Genomic DNA, 14,212 nt, shown 5'->3' with positions numbered 1-14,212 from the left:
GTGGCACTGTTCGCCACCTGCTTCAACGACACGATGTGGCCGGGCACGCCGAAGGCTGTGGTCCGGCTCCTGGAGAGGCTCGGCTGCACAGTCGAGTTCCCGCTCGAGCAGACCTGCTGTGGGCAGATGTTCACCAACACCGGCTACGCCCGCGAGGCGGTGCCGCTGGTGCGCCGTTTCGCCGATGTGTTCGCCGGCTACGACGCCGTGGTCGCGCCGTCGGGGTCCTGTGTCGGGTCGATCCGGCTGCAGCACGCCACCCTCGCCCGCGAGGCGGGTGAGGACGAACTGGCGGCCGAGGTGCGAGATCTGGCGCCCCGTGTGTACGAGCTGTCGGAGTTCCTGGTCGACGTACTCGGTGTCACCGATGTCGGCGCCTACTTCCCGCACCGGGTGACCTACCACCCGACCTGCCACTCACTGCGGATGCTGCGGGTCGCGGACCGGCCGTTGCAGCTGTTGCGGGCGGTTCGGGGCCTAGACCTGGTCGAGTTGCCCGCGGCCGAGGAGTGCTGCGGGTTCGGCGGCACCTTCGCGATGAAGAACGCCGACACCTCCGTGGCGATGGGCGCCGACAAGGTCCGCCACGTGTGCAGCACCGACGCCGAGGTGCTCGTCGCCGGGGACAACTCCTGTCTGGCCCACATCGGTGGCCTGCTCTCACGACAACGTGCCGGGGTGCGCGTCCTGCATCTGGCCGAGATCCTCGCGTCCACAGAGGAGGTGCACCGATGAGCGGCACGTTCCTGGGGCTGCCCGCGTTCCCCGAGGCTGCCCGGGCGGCCCTCGCCGACACCCAGCAGCGCAGGAACCTGCGCCACGCCACGCACACCATCCGCGGCAAGCGCGCCGCGATGGTCGACGAGGTGGACGACTGGGAGCAGCTTCGAGTCGCCGGGGCCGCGATCAAGGACCGCGTGCTCCGCCACCTCGATGTCTACCTCCAGCAACTGGAGGCGTCCCTGACCGCCGCGGGAGCAGAAGTCCACTGGGCGCGTGACGCCGCCGAGGCGAACAGGATCATCGTCGACCTCGTGCGTGCCGAGGACACCGACGAGGTGGTCAAGGTGAAGTCGATGGCGACCCAGGAGATCGAGCTGAACGAGGCCCTCGAGGCGGCCGGGATCAATGCGTGGGAGACCGACCTCGCCGAGCTCATCGTGCAGCTCGGGCATGACCGCCCCAGCCACATCCTGGTCCCGGCCATCCACCGCAACCGATCGGAGATCCGGGACATCTTCCGCAGGGAGATGGGCCAGGTCGGCGCACCCGCCCCCGACGGGCTCACCGACGAACCGGCGCAATTGGCCGAGGCCGCCCGGCTGCATCTGCGGGAGAAGTTCCTCCGCGCGAAGGTCGCCGTCTCCGGCGCGAACTTCGCTGTCGCCGACACCGGCACGCTCGTCGTCGTCGAGTCCGAGGGCAACGGACGGATGTGCCTGACGCTGCCCGAGACGCTGATCTCCGTGGTCGGCATCGAGAAGGTCGTACCCGCCTGGGCGGACCTGGAGGTGTTCATGCAACTGCTTCCCCGCAGCAGCACCGGGGAGCGGATGAACCCCTACACCTCCACCTGGACCGGAGTGACCCCGGGCGACGGCCCGCAGAACGTGCACGTGGTGCTGATCGACAACGGCCGCACCAACGCACTCGCCGACACCACGGGGCGACAGAGCCTGCGGTGCATCCGGTGCTCCGCGTGCCTCAACGTGTGCCCCGTCTACGAGCGCGCGGGCGGGCATGCCTACGGCTCCGTCTATCCCGGCCCCATCGGCGCGGTGCTCACGCCGCTGCTTCGCGGCACGGACAGCGACGTGGACCGTTCGTTGCCGTACGCCTCCAGCCTGTGTGGGGCCTGCTTCGACGCCTGTCCGGTCCGGATCGACATCCCCGAAGTGCTGGTACACCTGCGGACCAGGGTCGTCGACGAGAAACGCGGTGGCATCCCGACCGGGGAGCAGGCCGCGATGCGCGGGGCCGCGTGGATGCTCGGCGACCGCCGCCGCTACGAGACCGCCCAGCGGGCCGCAGGCCTGACCGGCCGAGCCCTGCGCGGTCGTCCGACCCTGGGCAAGCTGCCCTGGCCGTTCTCGGCCTGGAGCCAGACTCGGGACGCGCCGGCGCCACCACCCGAGTCATTCCGGACGTGGTGGCAGCAGCGCTCGGAGGAGGGAAAGTAATGGACGCACGAGAGGAGATCCTCGGCCGCATCACGGCTGCGCTACGTGACGTACCCCGGGGCTCGACGCCCGACGAGGCCGAGGTGCCCTGGACCTACGGGGTGCCCGGCCCGGCAGGCGACCACGCGGCGCTGTTCATGGAGCGGGTCGCGGACTACCAGGCCGTCATCGAACGAGTGCCGCCGGAGCGGGTCGCCGACCGCGTGGCCGCGGCCCTCGCCGGGGCCGGCGCGCACCGGGTCGTCACACCTGCCGGCCTCACGCCGGCGTGGCTCGACAGTGCGCGGACGACGGGGACGGAGGTCATCGTCGACGACGGCACGATGACCTCCGCCGAATTGGACACGACGGACGGCGTGGTGACCGCGTCCGCGCTCGCCATCGCCACCACCGGCACCATCGTCCTGGACCATGCCCGGGATCAGGGCCGGCGGGCACTGACCTTGGTCCCCGACGTGCACGTGTGCATCGTCGCGGAAGACCGGCTGGTCGGCGACGTTCCCGAAGGCGTGGCCCGCCTGCAGGACGCGGTGGACGGTGGTTCGCCGCTGACCTGGATCAGCGGGCCGAGCGCCACCAGCGACATCGAACTCGACCGCGTCGAGGGCGTGCACGGCCCCCGCACCCTGCACGTACTGCTGGTCTCCGCGGCGCCGGAGGACGACAAATCTCCAGGTGCGGCGTGTTGATCAGGCCGACCCGTTCAGGAGTGCGGGATCGAGCCTGTCGACAAGGCGGATGCGTCTGACCGCGCCCACTGGGAGTGCTGCCACTTGGCGCATCGCGCTGCGAAGATGGTCGACTACCCGGAGCAGGTTGTCTAGATCCTGGTCATGATCTGAGTTGCTCGGCGAGGGCGTCGAGTGTGCTGATTGTGTAGCGGGGTGCGGTGAAATAGCCCGGGTAGGGCGTGCCGGTGCGGTTGATCCACGCCGTGGTCATGCCTGCGCGGGCCGCGCCGTCGATGTCCCACGGATGCACCGCGACCAGCAGCATGTCACCAAGGTCTGTACCGCAGCGGCGGGCCGCGTACTCGTAGGCGGTGCGAGCGGGTTTCCAGGCGCCGGCGTCCTCGACCGAGAGCAGGGCCTCGAACTCCTCCAGCAGCCCCGCGCGGGTCAGCAGTGTCTCGGCGACGCGGGTGGAGCCGTTGGTCAGCGTGACCAGCCGCAGACCCGCCGCGCGCAATGCCCGCACACCGGCGGCAACGTCCGGGTGGACGGGCAGTTCACCGAACCCGGCCATCACGTGGTCGACGGCGGCGTCGAGGTTCCGGTCCAGCGACACTCCGGTGAGGATGCCGCGCAGGCCCTGCTCGCCCAGCATGGCGAAGGGTTCCTGCGCGCCGGCGGCGGCGAGGGCGAACCCGTCACGCAGCAGGGACGCGAACCACAGCTTGGCCAGCTGCTCGGGCGCGCCGACGTCGGCGAACCGCGCGGCCAGCGGGCTCATGTCCGACAGGGTTTCGTTGACGTCGAACACCACGACGGACGGTGCTGGTGTATTCATGCGCTGACCTTTCCGGTGTACCAGTCCCCGATCGCGTGGCCGATCTCGTCTGGCGAATCCTCCTGCGGAAAGTGGTTCCCACGGACCGTGACCTCGGTCTGGTTGGGCCAGGTGCGTACCCATTCGCGTTGCGGCCCAGTGAGGATCGCCCCAGGGTCGGCGTTGACGAACAACTTCGGGATCTCGCTCGTGGACAACCAGTCCCCGTAGGAAGTCACGATCTCCACCACGTCGGCAGGGTGGCCGTCGATCGGGAGTTCACGGGGCCAGGTCAGGGTTGGGCGGCGATCCTCGCCAGGTGTGCGATAAGGGGATCGGTAGGTCTGCATCTCCTCCTCGGTGAGCCCGCGCAGCACCGAGCCCGGCAAAACGCGTTCCACGAAGACATTGCGCTGCAGCACCATCTCCTCCCCGGACGGGGACCGCAGAGCCTGGAACATCTCCCGGGCCGACTCCGGCCACTCCTGCCAGGTCACCGGCCGCACGATCGCCTCCATGTAGGCGATACCCTTGACCGCGTCGCGGTGCCGGTTGGCCCAGTCGAACCCCAGGGCCGAGCCCCAGTCGTGCAGCACGAGCGTCACCCGCTCCCGCACCCCGATCCGCTCCAGCAACGCATCCAGGTAGCGGCGATGCTCGACAAAACGGTAGCTGCCCGGTCCGCTCCCGGACAGCTTGTCGGAGTCACCCATCCCGATCAGGTCGGGCGCCAGGCAGCGGCCGTGCGGCTGAAGGTGTGGGATCACCTTGCGCCACAGAAACGACGAGGTGGGGTTGCCGTGCAGGAACACGATCGGATCGCCGCTGCCCGCCTCCGTGTAGGCGATCCGGCGACCCAGCACGTCGACATAGTTCTTCTGCTCCGTCATCGCCATGCCGTCAATCCGCTCCTTCCGCTGGGGTCCCCGGCAACGGTCACCCGCCGCACCATCGTTCTCGACGTCGGCGAGCGCGAACTCCATCGCGGCTTTCCCGATCGCACACCACGTCGCAGAACATCTCGCCGGTCAACGACACGAGTGCGGTCTCCTTCTCATCCGGACGCTCACTGCTAACGTTAACCTGATTGACAGGTTAGTGCAGGTCGACGACATTTCGTGGGGAGAGCGGCAATGAGCGGTCCCCGAGCTGATGTGGTGGCGCGTCCCCGTTTCGACACTGGCCGCGACTGCCTGAACCTGCTCGCCACTGTCGGTCTGCGCGGCGCGGACCCAGTGGAACGCGTCCCGGACGAGGCGGCCCTGGCCGCCTGGCTCGTCGCGGCGGGCCTGCTGGACGCACCACCAGTGGTGCACGCCAAGCATCTGGCCGCGATGCGTTCGTTGCGCACGGCCACCTGGGACGTGCTCGCCGCCCTGCGGGCCGGGCGGCCGGTGCCGGACGACGCACTCGTCCTGATCAACACCGACGCCGCCCACTCGACCCCGATCCCCCGGCTCACTGCGGACGGGCGGGGCGTCCGCGAGAGCGCACACCCCGTGGAGTCCGCACTGGCCGCCCTCGCTCGCGACCTGATCGACCTCGTCACCGGTCCCGATCTTGACCGGGTCAGCGAATGCACCGACTCGCACTGCCGCATGCTCTTCGTGGACACCTCGCGCGGCGGGCGCCGCCGCTGGTGCTCGATGACCCGCTGCGGCAACCGCGCCAAAGTCCGCGCCCATACCGCCCGCAACCGTCGACGGGCGCGCGCGTGAGCGACTCCTCATCGACAGAGCGTTTCCCTCCCGGCTGATCCGTCCGGCCGTGCCGCCGCACATGCCCTCCGGCACACGGGCCTCTCGGCGCGAACGATCGTGAATCCCACCCGAGTAATCGTTGCCGCCGTCGTCGGCGTCGGCTCGCAACCGCGCAACCCCGGGAGTTACTTCGGGGTGGTGCCGGAGCCGAAGGTGTCCTTCATTTTCTCTGTCATTTGGTGGCGCATGCTCGAAGCGAGGATGGCTTCATCCCGGTCAGCGGTGTCGCCTGTGGGTGGAGAGAAGAGCAGTTTTTCGGCGTAGGGGGCGGAGCGGCCCATGGCGTAGGCGGCGGCGGTGTCGGCGTAGAGCCCCCGGGCGTCGTCGACCGATCGGCGGCCTTCGATGAGTTCCACGGCCCGGTGCGTTACCAAAACAACTTGGTGGGTGTGGACTCGTTGGGCGGGCCGTAGTGATCGAGAATCTTCTCGGCGGTCTTCTTCGGCGCCTCGGGCCACTGCTCGATGATCGACCGGGCCTCATCCAGAGGCACGGAATGGCGCTGGCCCAGCTCGGACGCGTCGGAGCCTTCGGCGTGCAACCTTTTGGCACTGGCCTTGGCGGTGGCCATCGAGCCTATCCGCTCGTGCGTCGGCATCTGCAGATTGTCGTCTTGCGAACCCATGATGTTCTCCGTGGTCGACGTTTTTTTAGCTTGTTCAAGTCAGGGGTTGGTCTTCAGCAGCGCCCATCCGCCTTCCACGGTGGCGGCGACTGCAAGCCCGAACGCGAGGTGTGCGACGAAGCCGCGCACGTGGGTGACGAGGGGGTCGTCGAGGTTCGGGGCGCTGAATCCGAACGCTGGTGTCATCAGCTCGTCTGCGATGACACTCATTCCCGGTGCTCAGCCCGGCCGCGACGGGGCTGAGGTGAGTACCGCGGCGCAGCAGCGGGTACTGCGAAGCCCACTGGATCGCCAGACCGTGGTGCAAGGCCATGTTGAACTGGCTCATCTGCTGCTCACCGAGTTGCACGCCGAGCAGGGTGTCGAGGTCACCGTCGTGGGCAGGTTCGCCCCACACACCGAACCGGAACTGTCCGCGATCCTGGCCGAAGTGTTCCGCGACGACGGGATCACCGTCATCGCCGAACGCGCCACCAGCGTCGACACCGACCACACCGACGCTGGGGGCGTGGCGGTCACCACGGACACCGGCCGGCGAGTCACCGGGCAGCGGCTGTTACTCGCGACCGGGCGGCAGCCCGTGACCGCCGGACTCAACCTGGACGCGGTCGGCGTGAAAACCGGCTCTCGCGGCGAGATCGTCGTCGACGAGCACCTGCGCACCGGCAACTCCCGCATCTGGGCGGCCGGGGATGTCACCGGCCATCCGCAGTACGTCTATGTCGCGGGCGCCCATGGTGCGGTCGTGACCGACAACGCCTTCGACAACGCTGGCCGCACTCTGGACTACCACCACCTGCCCGCGGTCACCTTCACCACACCCAGCCTCGGCTCCGCCGGGCTCACCGACGCCGCCGCCGTCGAACAGGGTTACGACTGCGACTGTCGCGTGCTGCCCCTGGAGTATGTGCCACGGGCCCTGGTCAACCGCGATACCCGCGGCGCGATCAAACTCGTCGCCGAACGCGAAACGGGACGCCTGCTCGGCGCGCACGTGCTCGCCGCCGGAGCCGGCGACGTCATCGCCACCGCCGTCTACGCCCTGGCCAACCACATGACCGTGCACGACATGGCCGACCTATGGTGCCCCTACCTGACCATGGCCGAAGGCCTCAAACTCGCCGCCCAAACCTACACCCGCGACGTCACCAAACTGTCCTGCTGCGCCTCCTGACCACCACGCAGAAGAAGGAAACACCCGATGGTGGTGAGCGCGGTGTAGGTGGGGGTGTCGGCGGGCATGGTCAGAACCGGTCGCTGTAGGTCTGTGGCGGTGGCGTCGGTGGGTTGGGTGAGGGTGTCGCGGACGTGGACCATAGGCTGCCGCTGCCATCAGCGTCGCCTCTGGCCTCCTTGTCGCGATCGCATGTACGAAACCCATCCCGCAGCCGACAGGCAGCAGACCCGCGAGGAGAGCTCATCGTGACCATTCCAGCAGGCCTGCAGAATGGGCCCGTCTATCTCGACTATAACGCCACCACACCGGTGGACCCGAGGGTCGCGGAGGCCTTCCTGCCCCACCTCACCGAACACTTCGGCAACCCGTCGAGCAGCCACCGTTATGGCCGTACGGCGAAGGCCGCCGTCACGGCAGCCCGCGCTTCGGTCGGCGGACTGCTGGGAGCCGCACCCGCCGAGGTGGTCTTCACCGGAGGTGGTTCGGACAGTGACACCCTGGCCATCCGCGGAGCCGTGCTCGCCGGCGGCAGCTGGGGCAAGCACGTCATCACCCAGGCCACCGAACACCCCGCCGTCCTCGCCGTCTGTGCGAGCCTGCAACGGTTGCACGGCACGCGCATCACCTATCTCCCGGTCGACCACCACGGGCTCGTCGATCCCGCGGACCTCGAGTCCGCGCTCACCAAGGACACGGTGCTGGTGTCGATCATGCATGCCAACAATGAGACCGGCGCGGTCCAACCCATCCGGGAACTCGCCGACCGGGCGCACCGAGTGGGTGCGCTGTTGCACACCGATGCTTCCCAGTCCGCGGGCAAACTTCCGGTCTCCGTCGCTGACCTCGGCGCCGATATGCTCACGATCACCGGGCACAAGATGTACGCGCCGAAGGGCGTCGGTGCACTTTACGTCCGAAACGGACTCGACCTCGAGCCGTCCACCTATGGTGGCGGACAGGAAGGCGGCCTACGTGGAGGGACCGAGAACGTCGCCATGGCCGTCGCTCTGGGCCGCGCCGCCGAGCTGGTCGCCGATCTGCCGGCATCCGAACCGCGACGGGTGCAACGCCTGCGCGACCTGCTGCACGACCAGCTCACCAGGCTGCTGCCCGGCCGGGTGCACCTCAACGGACATCCGGACCGGCGACTGCCGAACACCCTCAACATCAGTATCGACAACACGATCGGTCCCGAACTACTCGCCGCGACACCTGCGATCGCCGCATCCACCGGTTCCGCCTGCCACGACGGCACGACCGAGCCATCCCCGGTGCTCACCGCGATGGGCCTGTCGAACGACCGAACCCTCGCCGCGCTCCGGCTCACCATCGGCCGCTGGAGCACCGACACCGAGATCACTGCCGCGGCGCAGGCAATCGCCAACGCAGTCCACACTGGACCGCGTTAGCGGGTGCGCGGGATTTCGCCTTTGGTGTTGATGATGTGGGCGAGGTCGCGCACCTTGATGTTGTGGTCCTGCGACGCCTTGGTCAGGCTGGCGAACGCCCGCGAGCTCGGGGTGGCGAGCATGATGGGATTCCTGCTCTTCATCGACAGTGCAGACGATATCGGCGCACTGGACCTCTGCTCATCTCGGCCGGGAGCGTTCACCGACCACTCGGAGCACGTGGGCTGAACCCCGCCACCCTGCCACAACGTGCGACATGTGGCTCACTGCGCGGACCTGTCCCGGTTTCCCCGCGCGACGTCGGTGTCGCCGAGGTGGACGACGTCCAGGTCGTGCAACTGAGCCACCACGTGGTCCAGCGTCGAGATGAAACCGCCCAGATCTGCCGCGGGTACCTCGCCGAACAGGGTCTGGCCCAGTTCCCCGTATCCGGACTGCAGCCGCTGCGCCAGTGCGCGCCCCTGTTCGCTCAGTCCGACCAGGACTGCCCGCCGGTCGGTGGGATGGGCATCCCGGGTGACGTAGCCCGTCGTCTGCAGGGCGTCGAGCAGCCCGGTGACGTTGCGCGGGGTCACGCGTAAGGCCTGGCTGAGCTCGCGCTGCGTCACCGGTCCGGAATGGTGCAGCAGCCAGATCACGGTGGCTCGGGCTCTGGTCAGCCCGTGTTCGCTGAGCCAGCGCTCCATCACCGGGCCCAGGGTGGTGACCAGGGCGAGTAGGCGTTCCAGTGCTTCCCCGCGCGGTCCGGGACACTCTACATTGTGTATCTCGTTCACTATGTATATCCTCCGTCGTCATGGTACTCACTCGAGAAGGTGGCCGGATAGTGGTCTCCGGACTGTCCAAGGCGTTCGGCCCTGTGCGGGCCGTCGATGACTTGAGCTTCGAAGTCGAGCCCGGGGTGATCACCGGATTTCTCGGCCCCAACGGGTCCGGTAAGACCACGACACTGCGCATGCTGCTCGGCCTGATCTCGCCCGACTCGGGATCGGCGACCATCGGCGGCCGCGGCTACTCCGCCCGAACTCGCCCGAACAGCGACATCGGCGCGGTCCTCGATGCCGCTGGCTTCCATCCGGCCCGCACGGGCCGCAATCATCTGCGCGTCTACTGCACAGTCAACGGCTACCCGCCCAGCCGTGCCGACGAGGTGCTGGCCCTGGTCGGCCTTGCCGAATCAGGCAAGCGCGCGGTGCGCGGGTACTCGCTGGGGATGCGACAACGGCTCGCGCTGGCTACCGCTCTTCTCGGGGATCCCGCCGTTCTGGTGCTCGACGAACCCGCCAACGGGCTGGACCCCGAAGGCATCGTCTGGATGCGGGAGTTGTTGCGGCACCTCGCGGACGAGGGGCGCACGGTACTGGTGTCCAGCCACGTGCTCTCCGAGGTCCAGCAACTGGTCGACCACGTGGTGATCATCAACCGGGGCAGGCTGGTTCAACAGTCCACTTTGGTGGCATTGGCGGAGGCCTCGTCCAGGGTCGCGGTACGGACACCGGACGTGGAACAGTTACGTGCGGCCCTCGATCGGGCCGGCGCGCACGTGGAACAGTCGAAACCGGACAGCCTCCAGGTCACCGGGTTGACGGTGGCCGAGGTCGGGCACCACGCGTTCGCCGCCGGAGTCGAACTGCACGGACTCGCCGCCGAACACGGTGAGTTGGAACGGATGTTCTTCGCGCTCACCGCCGACACCGAGCAACAGCCGGAGACGATGTCCGGACGGGTGCGGTGATGTTCGCGCTCATCGCGGCCGAGTTCCGCAAACTGTTCACCACCCGGCTGTGGCTCTGGCTGCTGCTCGGTGCGGTCGCGATCACGGCGTTGTATGCGAGTCTGGCGATCGCGTTCGCCGAAGACCCGGGAAACCCGACCCCGCCGCTGGACACCGCAGGCGGGCAGCGCACGGTGTTCTCCGTAGGCCAGGGTGCGGGAACACTCGTGGCGGTGCTGGCCGCAATCGGCCTCACCTCGGAGTTCCGGCACCGGACCGCGACGGCCACGTTTCTGGCCATCCCGCATCGTGGCCGGGTGGTCGTCGCCAAACTCGTGACCTACGTCGTTGTCGGTGCCGCCTATGCGTTGGTCTGCATCGCGGCCACGGCGGCGATCGCGTTGCCCTGGCTGTCGGCCAAGGGCATCACCGTGTCCCTGACCGAGAACGGGATCCCCGCCACGCTGGCCGGTGTCATCGCCGCGGTTGCTCTGTACGGCCTGCTCGGTGTCGGGCTGGGCGCACTGTTGCGGGACCAGGTCGCGACCGTGGTCGGACTGCTGATCTACCTGTTCGTCGCCGAACCCATCGTGTCCCGTGTGCCCGCGCTACAGGACTGGACGATCTATCTGCCCGGACTGGCCGCGGGCGCGCTGACGCAGGTGTCCCAGGCGAACCAGGAGTTCCTTGCGCAGTGGCAGGGCGGGCTGGTGCTCGCCAGCTACGGACTGGCCTTCGCCATCGCCGGAACCCTGCTGACCCTGCGCCGCGACGTGACATGACCACCCTGCCACCGGACAAGAAAGCGACGACGACCTCATGAGCGAACACGACAACACCCAGCGACTGCGGGAACTCTGGGAACGGTACGCACCACGTTACGACCGCGACATCGGCTGGTGCGAACGCCTGCAGTTCGGCGACGGCCGAGCCTGGGTCTGCGCCAAGGCCACCGGCGAGGTACTGGAGGTCGCCATCGGCACGGGCCGCAACCTGGGGTACTACCCGGAGGAGACGCGGCTCACCGGAATCGACTTCAGCCCCGCCATGCTCGACATCGCCCGGCAGCGCGCCACCCAACTCGGCCGTCTCGTGGACCTTCGGGAGGCCGACGCCCAGGAGTTGCCGTTTCCCGACGCATCGTTCGACACCGTGGTCTGCACCCTGTCCCTGTGCGGCATTCCCGACGAGCGGGCGGCGATCGCCGAGATGTACCGGGTCCTGCGCCCCGGCGGGACACTGCTACTGCTCGACCACATCGGCAGTCACCACCGGTTGATTCACTTCGGACAGCGACTGCTGGAGATACTGACCGTCCGCACACTCGGCGACTACCAGACCCGCCGACCACTGCCACTCGTGCAGGGCTGCGGGTTCGTCATCCAACACCAGCAACGGCTCAAGGCAGGCACCATGGAACGCCTCGCCGCAACGAAGCCAGGGAGCACCTGACGGGAGTCGACTCGGCGCATGTCACCCAATTGCGGCGTTACGGCGCGCCCCAGTCAGACGGGAACCCGCGGCCAGACCATCAGGATGCCTTCGTCGCGCCGGCCCGGCGGGTGTTCGACTCCGACGTCCAAGCTCGCCGGGACGCGCAGCTTTACGGCGCGTGGGGGATTTCGCCGGTGGTGTTGATGGTGTGCGCGAGTCGCGCAGTTTGATGTTGAGGTACTGCGAGACTTTGGTGCAGGGCGAACGCGTCCTGTTCCGGGTAGGAGTGGCGTTCCATCACGATACCCAGGGTGAAAACTTCTCATTCCACTACCGCAAAGTAGCCCGGGCGATGGTAGCGGAAGTGGCACTGCAGTTGAACGCGAACTGCGCCTCGTCGCCGATCCCGGCTGCGGTGCACGGCCGTTCAGGACTTCGATGGATCCGGGGTTCTCGAGCTCCAGATCGTCAGCCAAACTCCTGTGAGACGCCATCACGTCTGGCTACGCACTGTTCGCGAAGTGCCTTCTCGGCTCTGCCAAGTATTCGGTAGACGGCGACATGAAAGTCCTTGCCACGGGTAGCCGACTGCCAAGGCCGAGTGCAAGGAGATCACGATGCTGAAGAAGAACGTCGCGGATGGAGTTCACTGCGTGGAGGACTCCTACGTCAACTGGTTCATCGTCGAGGATGACGAGGGGCTCACCATCATTGACGCAGGCCTGCCGACGTCGTGGGCTTCGCTGCAGCAGGCTCTGGGTGATCTGGGGAAGCAGCTCCGCGATATCAAGGCGTTGGTGTTGACCCACGGGCACTTCGACCATCTCGGGTTCGCAGAGCAGTTGCGGTCCGAGGTGGGCGTGCCGATCTATATCCACGACAACGATGTGCCGCTGACGCGGCACCCGCGTCAATACGGTCGCGCCCGTCCGCTCACGTGGTACCTGGTGACTCAGTTCAAGGCGATGCCTATGGTCGCCAGTTTCATGAAGAATCGCGCATGGTGGCCGAAGCCGATCAAAGAGGTGCACCGGATTCGTGACGCTAAATTGCCAGTGCCGGGCGTACCGCGGGTGTTGTTCACCCCCGGCCACACGTTGGGTCACTGTGCGTTCCACCTCCCGGAGCGCGATACGGTCATCGCTGGCGACGCTGTGGTGACGCTCAATCCGTATCGCGGCACACGAACGCCGCAGATCATCTCGGGAGCGGCCACCGTGGACCCGGAGCGTGCCCTGGAGTCGTTGGGTGTGATCGCGGAGACCGGAGCCCGGACGGTACTCATGGGCCACGGCAGCGCCTGGACGGATGGCGCCGAGCGACTCACCGAACTGGCCCGCCAGCACGGCGCCTCGTAGGCCGTGTCCCAAAGTCGCCGACACTCGTAGCGTACGGCGAGCTTATCGCACAGGTGTCGCCGTCAGCGCGAACTCGATGCCTTGATCGGAAGCAACCTCCGGTTGTGCCACCGGGATAGATGAATGTTGTTCTGCTTCCTCCCAGTTCTCCGCACGGTGGCGTGAATCTTGTCGCCCAGGTCGGGGACATGCGGTCGTTCGAGCATCACCACCCTTCGAACTATATTAATTTAAAGTTCGTCGCGTTGAGTTCCGGTTTCCGGGCCTCGCGTCCTGATGTAGTCCAGCCAGAAAGGCAAGGCCACAGATGACGAACTCGGACAACGACGAAACTGGCGAAAACTCCGCACGTGGGCCCAATCGCCGGGACTTCTTCAAGACCTCGGCGGCCTTTGCCGGTGCGGCGGCAGGGCTGGCGGCATTCGGTGGTGCGCCGGCGTTCGCCGCACAGTCGCCGCGGCAGATCCCGTCACCACCACCGCTCGGCGCGGAGATTCCGTGTAGTTGTCTCGCCGTCAACACACCACTGACGGTGCGAGCCGCCACGGTCACTGTGGACTTCAGGGGTGAGATCCGCGTCCGGGTGGAGGCGAGCGACCCCTTGGACCCGTGGAGTCTGCGGCTCAAGGTGATCGGTCATAAGGTTTCCGCCAACGACAACGGCGAGGGCAACGATCCCGGTTCTCGCCAGGACCAGGGCCTCGGCGAGATCACGATCGAGCAGGGCGACTTCGAGACCACGCCGGACAGCCTGGTGAAGATGCTGTCCCAGTCACCGCCGAAGTGGGAGCAGACCATGTTCCTGGACTTCACCATGACCATCGAGAGGCCGCCGGAGGAGCTGATGCGGCGAGCGCTCGGGGTGTCGCTGAGCCGGGCGCCGGAGCCACTGGTGCTCTCGACCAAGGAGCCGGGCAAACTCATCGGTCAGCTCGACAACTTTCCTCCGAAGGGCGAGATCTACCAGCTGCAGAACCCGATCAACCTGGTCATCCCGGACAACCCCGACGAGGTCGTCGCCTCGATCGACAAGTTCCCGGTCAAGGTCGGCGGGCTGTAGCCGGGCG

The 14,212-nt window shown here is 67.5% G+C and carries 18 protein-coding genes; 11 read left to right on the top strand and 7 right to left on the bottom strand.

Going from position 1 to position 14,212, the window contains the following annotated elements:
- Positions 1–33: 33 nt before the first annotated feature.
- The 3 genes from D0C15_RS18630 to D0C15_RS18620 are packed head-to-tail and all read left to right on the top strand — an operon-like array spanning position 34 to position 2,869.
- A complete protein-coding gene (locus D0C15_RS18630) occupies positions 34–735 on the top strand; it encodes a (Fe-S)-binding protein (RefSeq protein ID WP_245975987.1) in 702 nt (233 codons plus the stop codon).
- A complete protein-coding gene (locus D0C15_RS18625) occupies positions 732–2,180 on the top strand; it encodes a LutB/LldF family L-lactate oxidation iron-sulfur protein (RefSeq protein WP_116047090.1) in 1,449 nt (482 codons plus the stop codon). Before D0C15_RS18630 ends, D0C15_RS18625 begins: the two co-directional genes overlap by 4 nt.
- Complete coding sequence (locus tag D0C15_RS18620) at positions 2,180–2,869, top strand: LutC/YkgG family protein (RefSeq protein ID WP_116047088.1); 690 nt, start codon at positions 2,180–2,182, stop codon at positions 2,867–2,869. Before D0C15_RS18625 ends, D0C15_RS18620 begins: the two co-directional genes overlap by 1 nt.
- 142 nt (positions 2,870–3,011) lie before the next feature.
- Here the strand turns inward: D0C15_RS18620 and D0C15_RS18615 are convergent, their stop codons facing one another.
- Together D0C15_RS18615 and D0C15_RS18610 are read right to left on the bottom strand one after the other, a co-directional pair.
- Positions 3,012–3,689 carry a haloacid dehalogenase type II gene (locus D0C15_RS18615; RefSeq protein ID WP_116047085.1) on the bottom strand — a complete coding sequence of 226 codons (678 nt, stop codon included), beginning with the start codon at positions 3,687–3,689 and terminating at the stop codon, positions 3,012–3,014.
- A complete protein-coding gene (locus D0C15_RS18610; protein ID WP_245975965.1) occupies positions 3,686–4,651 on the bottom strand; it encodes a haloalkane dehalogenase in 966 nt (321 codons plus the stop codon). The genes D0C15_RS18615 and D0C15_RS18610 overlap by 4 nt, the downstream gene beginning before the upstream one ends.
- Positions 4,652–4,801: 150 nt before the next feature.
- Here D0C15_RS18610 and D0C15_RS18605 point away from each other — a divergent pair, with 150 nt between their 5' ends.
- The gene (locus D0C15_RS18605; RefSeq protein ID WP_116047083.1) at positions 4,802–5,386 is read left to right on the top strand and encodes a CGNR zinc finger domain-containing protein; all 585 of its coding nucleotides are present in this window, start codon (positions 4,802–4,804) and stop codon (positions 5,384–5,386) included.
- A gap of 167 nt (positions 5,387–5,553) precedes the next feature.
- Here D0C15_RS18605 and D0C15_RS18600 read toward each other — a convergent pair whose 3' ends face one another.
- The 3 genes from D0C15_RS18600 to D0C15_RS34185 are packed head-to-tail and all read right to left on the bottom strand — an operon-like array spanning position 5,554 to position 6,263.
- Positions 5,554–5,784 (bottom strand): hypothetical protein, encoded by a 231-nt coding sequence (locus tag D0C15_RS18600; RefSeq protein ID WP_116047081.1) that lies wholly within the window; start codon positions 5,782–5,784, stop codon positions 5,554–5,556.
- Positions 5,785–5,795: 11 nt separating this feature from the next.
- Positions 5,796–6,053, bottom strand: coding sequence for a hypothetical protein (locus D0C15_RS18595; RefSeq protein ID WP_116047079.1), 258 nt, complete (start codon positions 6,051–6,053; stop codon positions 5,796–5,798).
- Between the two features lie 39 nt (positions 6,054–6,092).
- A complete protein-coding gene (locus D0C15_RS34185) occupies positions 6,093–6,263 on the bottom strand; it encodes a hypothetical protein (RefSeq protein ID WP_162830136.1) in 171 nt (56 codons plus the stop codon).
- Here D0C15_RS34185 and D0C15_RS18590 point away from each other — a divergent pair.
- Together D0C15_RS18590 and D0C15_RS18580 are read left to right on the top strand one after the other, a co-directional pair.
- Positions 6,253–7,227: an FAD-dependent oxidoreductase gene (locus tag D0C15_RS18590; RefSeq protein ID WP_245975963.1), complete on the top strand. Its 975-nt coding sequence runs from the start codon at positions 6,253–6,255 to the stop codon at positions 7,225–7,227. The genes D0C15_RS34185 and D0C15_RS18590 overlap by 11 nt on opposite strands.
- A gap of 248 nt (positions 7,228–7,475) precedes the next feature.
- Entirely contained in the window at positions 7,476–8,639 is a 1,164-nt protein-coding gene (locus D0C15_RS18580; protein WP_116047073.1) for a cysteine desulfurase family protein, read from the top strand.
- Here D0C15_RS18580 and D0C15_RS34180 read toward each other — a convergent pair.
- Positions 8,636–8,782, bottom strand: coding sequence for an ANTAR domain-containing protein (locus D0C15_RS34180; protein ID WP_162830135.1), 147 nt, complete (start codon positions 8,780–8,782; stop codon positions 8,636–8,638). The genes D0C15_RS18580 and D0C15_RS34180 overlap by 4 nt on opposite strands.
- Positions 8,783–8,902: 120 nt before the next feature.
- A complete protein-coding gene (locus tag D0C15_RS18575) occupies positions 8,903–9,415 on the bottom strand; it encodes a MarR family winged helix-turn-helix transcriptional regulator (protein ID WP_116047071.1) in 513 nt (170 codons plus the stop codon).
- A 20-nt stretch (positions 9,416–9,435) separates the two neighbouring features.
- Between D0C15_RS18575 and D0C15_RS18570 the strand changes: the two genes are divergently transcribed.
- The 5 genes from D0C15_RS18570 (at position 9,436) to D0C15_RS18550 (ending at position 14,205) form a co-directional block, all read left to right on the top strand.
- Positions 9,436–10,374: an ABC transporter ATP-binding protein gene (locus D0C15_RS18570; protein ID WP_116047069.1), complete on the top strand. Its 939-nt coding sequence runs from the start codon at positions 9,436–9,438 to the stop codon at positions 10,372–10,374.
- Positions 10,374–11,135 carry an ABC transporter permease gene (locus tag D0C15_RS18565; protein WP_116047068.1) on the top strand — a complete coding sequence of 254 codons (762 nt, stop codon included), beginning with the start codon at positions 10,374–10,376 and terminating at the stop codon, positions 11,133–11,135. The genes D0C15_RS18570 and D0C15_RS18565 overlap by 1 nt, the downstream gene beginning before the upstream one ends.
- A 37-nt stretch (positions 11,136–11,172) precedes the next feature.
- The gene (locus D0C15_RS18560) at positions 11,173–11,805 is read left to right on the top strand and encodes a class I SAM-dependent methyltransferase (RefSeq protein ID WP_116047066.1); all 633 of its coding nucleotides are present in this window, start codon (positions 11,173–11,175) and stop codon (positions 11,803–11,805) included.
- A gap of 599 nt (positions 11,806–12,404) precedes the next feature.
- Positions 12,405–13,145 carry an MBL fold metallo-hydrolase gene (locus D0C15_RS18555; protein ID WP_116047064.1) on the top strand — a complete coding sequence of 247 codons (741 nt, stop codon included), beginning with the start codon at positions 12,405–12,407 and terminating at the stop codon, positions 13,143–13,145.
- A gap of 307 nt (positions 13,146–13,452) precedes the next feature.
- On the top strand, positions 13,453–14,205 hold the full coding sequence (locus D0C15_RS18550) for a hypothetical protein (RefSeq protein WP_116047061.1): 753 nt from the start codon (positions 13,453–13,455) through the stop codon (positions 14,203–14,205).
- Positions 14,206–14,212 lie beyond the last annotated feature (7 nt).

This window comes from Amycolatopsis palatopharyngis (assembly GCF_003385185.1).
Lineage (GTDB): Bacteria > Actinomycetota > Actinomycetes > Mycobacteriales > Pseudonocardiaceae > Amycolatopsis > Amycolatopsis palatopharyngis.
The sequence above is the reverse complement of the archived record's forward strand: the minus strand, read 5'-3'. Positions and strand labels throughout refer to the sequence as shown.

What these genes read in the sequence shown, in the direction of transcription:
- D0C15_RS18550 (WP_116047061.1), top strand. Translation starts at nt 13,453, where the DNA reads ATGACGAACTCGGACAACGACGAAACTGGCGAAAACTCCGCACGTGGG.
- D0C15_RS18590 (WP_245975963.1), top strand. Translation starts at nt 6,253, where the DNA reads ATGACACTCATTCCCGGTGCTCAGCCCGGCCGCGACGGGGCTGAGGTG.
- D0C15_RS18595 (WP_116047079.1), bottom strand. Translation starts at nt 6,053, where the DNA reads ATGGGTTCGCAAGACGACAATCTGCAGATGCCGACGCACGAGCGGATA.
- D0C15_RS34185 (WP_162830136.1), bottom strand. Translation starts at nt 6,263, where the DNA reads ATGAGTGTCATCGCAGACGAGCTGATGACACCAGCGTTCGGATTCAGC.
- D0C15_RS18615 (WP_116047085.1), bottom strand. Translation starts at nt 3,689, where the DNA reads ATGAATACACCAGCACCGTCCGTCGTGGTGTTCGACGTCAACGAAACC.
- D0C15_RS18555 (WP_116047064.1), top strand. Translation starts at nt 12,405, where the DNA reads ATGCTGAAGAAGAACGTCGCGGATGGAGTTCACTGCGTGGAGGACTCC.
- D0C15_RS18565 (WP_116047068.1), top strand. Translation starts at nt 10,374, where the DNA reads ATGTTCGCGCTCATCGCGGCCGAGTTCCGCAAACTGTTCACCACCCGG.
- D0C15_RS18620 (WP_116047088.1), top strand. Translation starts at nt 2,180, where the DNA reads ATGGACGCACGAGAGGAGATCCTCGGCCGCATCACGGCTGCGCTACGT.
- D0C15_RS18560 (WP_116047066.1), top strand. Translation starts at nt 11,173, where the DNA reads ATGAGCGAACACGACAACACCCAGCGACTGCGGGAACTCTGGGAACGG.
- D0C15_RS34180 (WP_162830135.1), bottom strand. Translation starts at nt 8,782, where the DNA reads ATGAAGAGCAGGAATCCCATCATGCTCGCCACCCCGAGCTCGCGGGCG.
- D0C15_RS18610 (WP_245975965.1), bottom strand. Translation starts at nt 4,651, where the DNA reads ATGGAGTTCGCGCTCGCCGACGTCGAGAACGATGGTGCGGCGGGTGAC.
- D0C15_RS18625 (WP_116047090.1), top strand. Translation starts at nt 732, where the DNA reads ATGAGCGGCACGTTCCTGGGGCTGCCCGCGTTCCCCGAGGCTGCCCGG.
- D0C15_RS18630 (WP_245975987.1), top strand. Translation starts at nt 34, where the DNA reads ATGTGGCCGGGCACGCCGAAGGCTGTGGTCCGGCTCCTGGAGAGGCTC.
- D0C15_RS18605 (WP_116047083.1), top strand. Translation starts at nt 4,802, where the DNA reads ATGAGCGGTCCCCGAGCTGATGTGGTGGCGCGTCCCCGTTTCGACACT.
- D0C15_RS18570 (WP_116047069.1), top strand. Translation starts at nt 9,436, where the DNA reads ATGGTACTCACTCGAGAAGGTGGCCGGATAGTGGTCTCCGGACTGTCC.